Here is an 8,467-nt window from a genome sequence, read left to right as displayed (position 1 = left end):
TGATGATCGAGGGCACGCCGATCTCGCTCTGGTCGCCTTCCAGCGCCAGACGGGCCGAACCGTGGATGATCGGGGTGTCGTCGCCCGGGAACTCGTACTTGGAGAGCAGCTCGCGCACTTCCATTTCCACCAGTTCCAGCAGCTCGGCGTCGTCCACCATGTCGGCCTTGTTCAGGAACACCACGATGTGCGGCACGCCCACCTGGCGCGACAGCAGGATGTGCTCGCGGGTCTGCGGCATCGGGCCGTCGGCGGCCGAGCACACCAGAATCGCACCGTCCATCTGCGCCGCACCGGTGATCATGTTCTTCACATAGTCCGCGTGGCCCGGGCAATCCACGTGGGCGTAGTGGCGGTTGGCCGACTCGTATTCCACGTGCGCCGTCGAAATCGTGATCCCGCGCGCCTTCTCTTCCGGCGCCGCGTCGATCTGGTCGTAACCCTTGAACTCGCCGCCAAAGCGCTCTGCACCGATCTTCGTCAGCGCCGCCGTCAGCGTCGTCTTGCCGTGGTCAACGTGACCAATCGTGCCCACGTTCACGTGCGGCTTGGTGCGTTCGAATTTACCCTTTGCCATGGCTGCTTCTTCTCGAGTAGATCGTTGGATGGATGATGTTTTGCTTGAAGCTTTGGTTTGCTTGGAGCTTTATGAAGTGGTGCTCACGAAAGGAATCGAACCTTCGACCTCCTCCTTACCAAGGAGGTGCTCTACCGACTGAGCTACGTGAGCGTGCTGCTAAATGAACATGCTGCTTAAGTTTTTTGCGAATTCTCTTACAAGCGCGTTGCGTTCGTTGGAGCGGGAGACGGGGATCGAACCCGCACCATCAGCTTGGAAGGCTGAGGTTCTACCATTGAACTACTCCCGCGCCGGGGGTCTCGCCGATGACACAACTGCTAATGACGCATGAAACTGGTGGAGGGAGGTGGATTCGAACCACCGAAGGCGTAAGCCAGCAGATTTACAGTCTGCCCCCGTTGGCCGCTTGGGTATCCCTCCGGATTGCGTAGATTCGATGAAGCCCAGCCGGCCAAATCAAACCGGAGTGAAACAGCCGGAGATTTTGGCCTGTAGTCCGGGCACTGTCAACCGGACATTCACTCCAATCTCCGGATAAATGATCCCGGGATGGCACAGGAGCGCTTCGGCGTAACTTCCGTTCAGGCAAGCCCGAACGGATCGGCTTGGCGGTCCGACTCCGGAAATTGGCGCAACAGCAACGTGGGAGCGGCGTCCCGCCGCGAGCTCTTGCTTTTGGATTTGCACTGCAAGGGCTCGCGGCGGGACGCCGCTCCCACGCTGAATTCTAGAGTTTGGCCGCGTCGTCGGCAGGGGGATGAGATGGCAGCGTCTCGTCCGAATACAAGGCCACGTGCGGTACGCCGTCGGCGCCGATCCAGCCCCGGTACATGCCTTCGGTATTGAAGGGCGTGCCGATGGCGCCATCGGCGCCCAGCACGATGGCTCCACCGTCGCCGCCCAGCTTGGGGATGACCTGGTTGATGACGGTTTCGCCGGCCTGCTGCGGGGTTTCCTTCAGGTAGGCCATGCGCGCGCAGATGGCGTGCGCGGCGGCGGCGCGGATGTAGAACTCGCCCCAGCCGGTGCCGGACACCGCGCAGGTGGCGTTGGCATAGGTGCCGGCGCCGATGATCGGCGAATCGCCCACCCGCCCGTAGCGCTTGTTGGTCATGCCTCCAGTGGAGGTGCCGGCGGCAAGATGGCCCTGCCGGTCCAGCGCCACTGCGCCCACGGTGCCGAAGTGCTTGGCGGTCTCCAGGTCGGCATGGGCCTGGCCGGAAGCTTCTTCCTTGAGCGCCTTCTGCAGCTGCTGCCAACGCTTCTCGGTGCGGAAATACGAAGGGGCGACCAGCGTAACTCCTTGTTCCTTGGCGAATATTTCCGCCCCCTGCCCGACCATCATGACGTGTTCGGACTTCTCCATCACCGCGCGCGCCAGCAGGATCGGGTTCTTGACCGTATGCACCCCGGCCACTGCTCCGGCCTTCAGGGTGGCGCCGTCCATGAGCGAGGCGTCCAGCTCGTTCTTGCCGTCGTGGGTGAAGACCGCGCCCTTGCCGGCGTTGAAATGGGGGTCGTCCTCCAGCACGGTGATCGCCGCGGTCACTGCGTCCAACGCGGGTTTGCCGGCCGCCAGCTGCTCGTGGCCCTTGCGCAGGGCCAGCTCGAGCGCGGCGCGCACCGCGGCCTCGTCGGCCGGGGTCATGTCGCTGCGCACCACACCGGCACCGCCATGGATCAGAAGCACGGGCTCCGCAGCCTGGACGGACGGGGCCAGCAGGACCAGCAAGGCAGCGCAAAGACGCAGTTTCTTCATCGGGGTTTCCGGCTTCGGGTAGTTGGGAATGGTCGGGGAAAGGCTTTCAGTCTAGCGGGCGAACTACCAAGCGGCCCTTCACTACGTCGGCCTCGGAGCGGAAGGCCGGGTTCTCGACAGTGAAGGCAGGTAGCAGCAGGCGGCTGCCGGAACCGATGCCAGTCACGTCGAAGCCAGGAAAATCAAGAGCTTGTCCTGCCAGCACCCGGCCGTCGATGTATTCCCGGTAGTCCTGGGCGCTACCCTTGGCCACCAGGTCCACCAATCCCTGGGGAACCACCAGCCAGACCTTGCCATTGGTGTCGGTGAAGACCTTCCCTACCCCATCGCCGTCGATGCACAGGGCGGTGTTTTCATCCACGCCCAGGCCTTTGATCCGGGCAGTGCCCTGCTCCTTGGACAACCGGGCGATGAAGGTCAGCAGCCGACCCAGACGGTCGCGCGCGCCGAAATGGCTGTCGGTGATGACCTGCCCCGCCGGCAACGGGGGCAGCTGCAGGAAATCGTCGACCAGGGTCACTGCCGAGCCCATCGGGTCCTTCAGGGCGTCTTCCGAGGTCAGGCTGCCGCCGTCCATCGCGCCGTAGCTGAAGGCACCCATGATGGCCAGTCCCGCACTGGTGCCGCCCAAGGGCTTGCCGTCGCGGACGTGCTGGTTGAGCGCGTCGTTGAGCGGGGTGCCCTTCCAATAACGCACATAGTTGGACTGGTCGCCGCCGGCGATGAAGATGCCGTCGGCCTGGCGAACGATTTCCAGTACCGCCGGATCGCTGGCGGCGCGCCGGTCTTCGAACACCAGCGTCTGCGCGGCAGTGATGCCGCCTATGTCCTTGAAGAATTCGTCCTGCGCTTCGGTGGAACCGGACGCCCGCAGCACCACGATGCGGCCATGGCCGGCCTTGCCGATCATCCAGCGGAATGCTTCGTAGGGCCATTCGCCGCCGCCGACCAGCATCAGCCCGGGCTGTACAGCCGCCGGCCGTGGCGCGCCCATATCGCCTATTTCGTAATAGTGATAACCCTGGCGCTGCGAAACATCCGGGGCCGTTCGCGCCGATGCGTTGGCGGCAAACAGGCTGAAACCCGCCACCACTGCTGCGCACAACCAGGAGCGCGCACGACTGTTGTCGCGGCGGGATCGGAAACAGGTTTGCAGGGACTTGGCCATCAAGCATCCTCGGAGCAGATGCTGGATGGTGACGAATGGGAGCGCCATTCCCCCCATGCCTCTTGCGCTGCTTGTGCAGCGACCAATTGAGTTAATGTCGGCGCATGAACGAATCACTCGACGCCTGGTTCGCCGGTGAGATCCTGGTGCATGAGCAGGCGCTGATGTACTACCTGCGCCGCTGCTGGCCGCAACGCGACGAGCTTCACGATCTGCGCCAGGAAATCTACGTACGCGTCTACGAAGCGGCCGGAAAGACGCTGCCGACGACGCCCAAATCGTTCCTGTTCGCCACCGCGCGGCACCTGATGGCCGACCGTGTGCGCCGCAGCCGGGTGGTTTCGATCGAGGCAGTGGGTGATTTCGAGTCGCTGAACGTCTTGGTAGATGAGATCACTCCCGAGCGCTGGTTCGGCGGCCGGCAGATCCTCAAGCGACTGGCCGAAGCCTTCGACCTGCTGCCGGACCGATGCCGGCAGGTGGTCTGGCTGCGACGGGTCGAAGAACTATCACAAAAGGAAGTGGCCATGCGTTTGGGCATCAGCGAAAAAACCGTGGAGAAGCAAATCGCCAAGGGCATGCGCCTGATCGCCAAGCACTTCTATGGCGGCGGCGCAGAGACGCCGTCCCGCGCGCCGCAGGCCGAAAACGGACACGGACATGGCCAGCAGCAAACAGATTGAACAAACCGCGGCGGCCTGGCTGGCCAAGCGCGACGGCGGCGACTGGCAGGCGAACGACCAATCGGTCCTCGATGCATGGCTGGTCGAATCCACCGCCCATCGGGTGGCTTTTCTGAGGCTCGAAGCGGCCTGGGTCCACAGCGGGCGATTGAAGGCGCTGGGCGCGGGCATGCAGGCGGGAACGCTTCCGGCGCGCGGCCAATGGTCGCGCGCGCCGTCCGATCGACAAACAGCCGGGGCGACAGCCGATGCCGGCGACTCCACGGCGTCCGCCGCAGGCAGCTTGCAGCCACCGGAATTACGCCAGCTGGTGTTCGCGCCGCGCGCGATACAACGGCCTTCGCGTGCCGGCCGCTATGCCGGCATCGCCGCCGGCCTCGCCCTGGCAGTTTCGCTGGGCTGGGGCTGGATGCGCTATACGGCGGTCGAACAGGCCACTTATTCCACGGCGATGGGCAGCGTGCGGACGATGCTGTTGGCGGATGGCTCGCAGGCCACGCTCAGCAGCGACAGCAGGATCGAAGTGGCCCTCTCGCGCGGCGAGCGCAGGATCGACCTGCAGCAAGGCGAAGCCTATTTCGAAGTCAGCAAGAATCCCGAGCGGCCTTTCATAGTCACCGCGGGGCAAAGACAGGTGGTCGCGGTCGGCACCCGGTTCGCGGTGCGCCGGGACAGCGCGGACCTTCGGGTGGTGGTCACCGAGGGCACGGTCCGGCTGCAACCCGGTGCCGCCGGCAATGCCGCGCCCGCACCGCCGACCCTGCTCAAGGCGGGCAGCACGGCGCTGGCCAGCAGCCATGGCGTGCTGGTGCGCGCCGGATCTGTGGAAGACGCCGAACGCCTGGTCGACTGGCGCGAGGGTTACCTGACTTTCCGCGACAGTACGCTGGCCGACGCTGCCGCCGAATTCAACCGCTACAACGTCCGCAAGATCGTCATGGGCGATCCGCAGGTCGCCGCCCTGCGCGTGGGCGGCAATTTCCGCTGGTCCAATACCGATACGTTCGTGCGCCTGCTGGAACAGGGCTTCCCGGTCCGTGCCGAACAGCAGCCGGATCGCGTGATCCTGCATAGCCGCTGAGCCCCGCTGTTGCCCGCGCCGATTGCGGACGGATGCCGATGGGAGGGATTTATCGGGTTCGTTCGTCCATGTTAGCGATGGTGCAGTCCCGTGCGCCAATGGGGAAAACGATGCTACGTCCGTTACGTGTCCTGCTGTTGAGCCTGGCCTGTTCGGCCTCCCTGGCTGCCTATGCGCAAACCACGGAGACAACGCCGATCAACATTCCACCTGGCGACCTTGTCTCGGCGCTGGATACGCTGGCCAGACAATCGGGCGTGCAGTTCGTATACCGCACCGAGCAACTCAGCGGTCTGCGCACTTCCGGAGTGCAGGGCGCGCGATCGGCACAGGAAGCACTGGGCAGGCTGCTGCAGGGAAGCCAGTTCGTCGCCCAGCGCGACGCTTCCGGCGCGATGGTCATCGTCAAGCGCACCGCGCCTGCCAAGCCACGGCCTGTCCGCCAGGTCTCCATGGCCCAGCAGGCGCCGGCCGCGCCGGAGGAAGCGCCGCCGGAGGTGCAGGAACTCGAAACCATCCAGGTCACCGGTTCGCGCATTCCGCGCGCGCAGCTCGAAGGTCCCGCGCCGATCACGCTGATCACCGCCGAGCAGATCCAGTCGGCCGGCCTCACCTCCGTTCCGGATCTGCTGCGCTCATTGAGCCAGAACAGCGGCAGCGTCTATGGCCAGCAGAACACCACCAACGCGCAGTCCACACCGGGCGCCCAAGCGGTCGATCTGCGCGGCCTGGGGCCCAACCACACCCTGGTCCTCATCAACGGTCGCCGCATCGCCGACTTCCCGCTGCCGCTCAACAGCCGCAGCAACTTCACCGACATCGGCAACATCCCCTTGGGGATGATCGACCGCGTCGAAGTGCTGACCGGCAGCGCCTCGGCCGTTTACGGCTCCGATGCCATGGCCGGCGTAATCAACTTCATTCTCAAGAAATCCACCGACGGCACCATCATCGACTACCGCTACGGCGATACCGAGCGCGGCGGCGGTCAATCCCACCGCCTGTCGCTGACCACCGGCTTCGAACGCGACGATTTCAGCGGCATCGTCGGCCTGGAACTGCTCAACAAGCGCCCGCTGTGGGGCACCGACCGCAGCATCCAGGATTCCACTCTCGATGCACCGACCTCGCGCCGGCAACTACCCCGGCTCATCGCCCAGCTCTACGACTGGGACGACGACGTCAATATCGCGCCGGCCGACGATTGCGCGGCGCTGGCCGGGCTCAACGACGGCACCACGGTGCTGGCGGAAGACAGATTCGGCGAACCCTACTGCGGCAGCGATCGCGCCATTGCGTACCGCACGATCCAGAACGAACGCAAGGGTGCCAATCTCTACGGTTCGTTCGAATACCGCTTTTCCGATTCCCTGTCCTGGTTCGCCGACGTCCAGCTCGGGCGCCAGACGGTCAAGCTGCTCACCGGCACCAACGGCAACGACGTGACCAGCGACCACATGGCCTGGGAATTCCACGATCCCAATTCCACCGACAACAACGACAAGATCTTCTACAACGCCAACACCGGTCATTACGAAATCTGGTCGCGGCAGTTCGCACCCGAAGAGGTGGGCGGACTGGAAAACCGGATGAACGAAACCGTACAGAAGACGCTGGCGGTGACCACCGGCTTCAACGGCAAGTTCGGCGAAGACTGGAGCTGGGAAGCGTCCTACAACCATTCCCAGTACAAGGCCGACGTGAAGATGCCGCGCATCAGGGCCGATGTCGCCAACCGCTTCTTCCTGGGCGAGCAGCAAGGCTACGACGCCGACGGCTATGCGATCTTCAGCCCGGATCCGGCGCGCCTGTTCACGCCGCTGACGCCGGAGCAGTTCGCCACCTTCGGCGTGATGTCCGTCTGGCACCCCGAAGCCAAGAACGACAATCTCAGCTTCACTTTCGACACACCCGCCTTGTTCTCCATGCCGGCCGGCGACGTCGGCTTCGCGGGTGCGATCGAATACGGCGAGCAGTCCTACCGCATCAACCCCGACCCGCTAGCCCTGACCGCCGACGCCTACTACGGCCCGCGCTACGGCGATGGCCACGGCAGCCGCGACCGCTGGGGCGCCGCGGCCGAGTTTCGCGTGCCCTTGCTCAGCTCCCTGCAAGCCAGCCTTGCCGGCCGCTACGACCAGTACAGCTATGGCAACAAGGACCCGGGCAAGTTCACCTACAGCCTGGGCCTCGAATGGCGTCCGCTGGATACGCTGCTGCTGCGCGGTTCCTACGGCACCGGCTTCCGCGCGCCGGACATGCACTACCTGTTCGCGGGCGATGACTTCTACCGCACGGTCTCGACCGATTACTACCAGTGCCGCACCGACGAACCGGGCATGAGCGACGGCGACTGCTACGACGACGGCGGCTGGGACACCAACACCTTCGACGTCTACGCCGGCAACATGGAGCTGGACGTGGAAACCAGCAAATCGTTCACCGCGGGCTTCGTCTGGTCGCCGAGCGCCAATTTCGACCTGGCGGTGGATTACTACAAGATCAGCGTGTCGAACCAGGTGCAAGCCCAGAGCAGAGAGCAGCTGCGCATCGACGAGGCCAATTGCCGGCTCGGCGTCACCAACGACGGCGACCCTGTCGACATAACTTCGCCGACCTGCATCGACGCGCTCGCCCGCGTCATCCGCGACGAGGACGGCACCATCACCAGCGTCCACTTCGCTCCCATCAACATCGCCAACGAAGAAACGTCGGGCATCGACGTGACCGCCAACTATCGCCTGCAAACCGCCAATGCCGGCAAGTTCAACTTCAACGCCAACTACAACTGGACCCACAAGCACACCCGCCAGCAATACCCGGGAGATCCGACCGAGGACATGCTGGACGTCGGCTTCGCCGCCACCACGCTCCCGCGGACCAAGGGCAACGTAGGCGTGAGCTGGGACCGCAATGCCTGGGGCGCCAGCCTGTTCGGTACCTATGTCGGCCGCGTCGCCAACTACGACAACGATGCGTGGACCCAGGCCACCTGGCGTTTCAATGCCGGCGCCCGCTACGACATCACCGATCACCTGCGCGTGTCGTTGACGGTCAACAACCTGCTGGACAAGATGCCGCCAAGGGACGCGACCTGGGCCAACTACCCGTACTACGACACCTCGTGGTTCGATTCCATGGGACGTAGTTATTACATGCAGATCACTTGGAAGCTGGGTGGCGAGGGACTGTAAAC

6 protein-coding genes and 3 tRNA genes are annotated in these 8,467 nt (G+C 64.4%); 3 read left to right on the top strand and 6 right to left on the bottom strand.

Annotated elements, in window-relative coordinates; translation table 11 throughout:
* The 6 genes from BLR66_RS13640 to BLR66_RS13615 all read right to left on the bottom strand — a co-directional run.
* Positions 1-577 (bottom strand): GTP-binding protein (locus BLR66_RS13640; RefSeq protein WP_143014645.1); only part of this gene is annotated, 577 nt, incomplete at its 3' end.
* Between the two features lie 77 nt (positions 578-654).
* Positions 655-730 (bottom strand) — tRNA-Thr (locus BLR66_RS13635).
* Positions 731-795: 65 nt separating this feature from the next.
* Positions 796-869: transfer RNA gene (locus tag BLR66_RS13630), tRNA-Gly, on the bottom strand.
* A gap of 45 nt (positions 870-914) precedes the next feature.
* A tRNA-Tyr gene (locus BLR66_RS13625) sits at positions 915-1,000 on the bottom strand.
* Between the two features lie 307 nt (positions 1,001-1,307).
* Positions 1,308-2,339: an isoaspartyl peptidase/L-asparaginase family protein gene (locus BLR66_RS13620; protein WP_093287687.1), complete on the bottom strand. Its 1,032-nt coding sequence runs from the start codon at positions 2,337-2,339 to the stop codon at positions 1,308-1,310.
* 46 nt (positions 2,340-2,385) lie between these two features.
* Positions 2,386-3,507 carry a cyanophycinase gene (locus tag BLR66_RS13615; RefSeq protein ID WP_093287684.1) on the bottom strand — a complete coding sequence of 374 codons (1,122 nt, stop codon included), beginning with the start codon at positions 3,505-3,507 and terminating at the stop codon, positions 2,386-2,388.
* A 104-nt stretch (positions 3,508-3,611) separates the two neighbouring features.
* Between BLR66_RS13615 and BLR66_RS13610 the strand changes: the two genes are divergently transcribed.
* The 3 genes from BLR66_RS13610 to BLR66_RS13600 all read left to right on the top strand — a co-directional run bounded on the left by BLR66_RS13610 (position 3,612) and on the right by BLR66_RS13600 (position 8,465).
* Positions 3,612-4,190, top strand: coding sequence for an RNA polymerase sigma factor (locus BLR66_RS13610; protein WP_093287681.1), 579 nt, complete (start codon positions 3,612-3,614; stop codon positions 4,188-4,190).
* The gene (locus BLR66_RS13605) at positions 4,168-5,271 is read left to right on the top strand and encodes a FecR family protein (RefSeq protein WP_093287678.1); all 1,104 of its coding nucleotides are present in this window, start codon (positions 4,168-4,170) and stop codon (positions 5,269-5,271) included. Before BLR66_RS13610 ends, BLR66_RS13605 begins: the two co-directional genes overlap by 23 nt.
* A gap of 110 nt (positions 5,272-5,381) precedes the next feature.
* Positions 5,382-8,465: a TonB-dependent receptor gene (locus tag BLR66_RS13600; RefSeq protein WP_093287675.1), complete on the top strand. Its 3,084-nt coding sequence runs from the start codon at positions 5,382-5,384 to the stop codon at positions 8,463-8,465.
* Positions 8,466-8,467 lie beyond the last annotated feature (2 nt).

The sequence above is a fragment of the Pseudoxanthomonas sp. CF125 genome (assembly GCF_900104085.1).
Taxonomy (GTDB): domain Bacteria; phylum Pseudomonadota; class Gammaproteobacteria; order Xanthomonadales; family Xanthomonadaceae; genus Pseudoxanthomonas_A.
This window is presented reverse-complemented; position numbering and strand designations above follow the sequence as displayed.

Excerpts from the sequence above, each read along its gene's own strand:
- BLR66_RS13620 (WP_093287687.1), bottom strand. The coding sequence starts at position 2,339 with ATGAAGAAACTGCGTCTTTGCGCTGCCTTGCTGGTCCTGCTGGCCCCG.
- BLR66_RS13615 (WP_093287684.1), bottom strand. The coding sequence starts at position 3,507 with ATGGCCAAGTCCCTGCAAACCTGTTTCCGATCCCGCCGCGACAACAGT.
- BLR66_RS13610 (WP_093287681.1), top strand. The coding sequence starts at position 3,612 with ATGAACGAATCACTCGACGCCTGGTTCGCCGGTGAGATCCTGGTGCAT.
- BLR66_RS13605 (WP_093287678.1), top strand. The coding sequence starts at position 4,168 with ATGGCCAGCAGCAAACAGATTGAACAAACCGCGGCGGCCTGGCTGGCC.
- BLR66_RS13600 (WP_093287675.1), top strand. The coding sequence starts at position 5,382 with ATGCTACGTCCGTTACGTGTCCTGCTGTTGAGCCTGGCCTGTTCGGCC.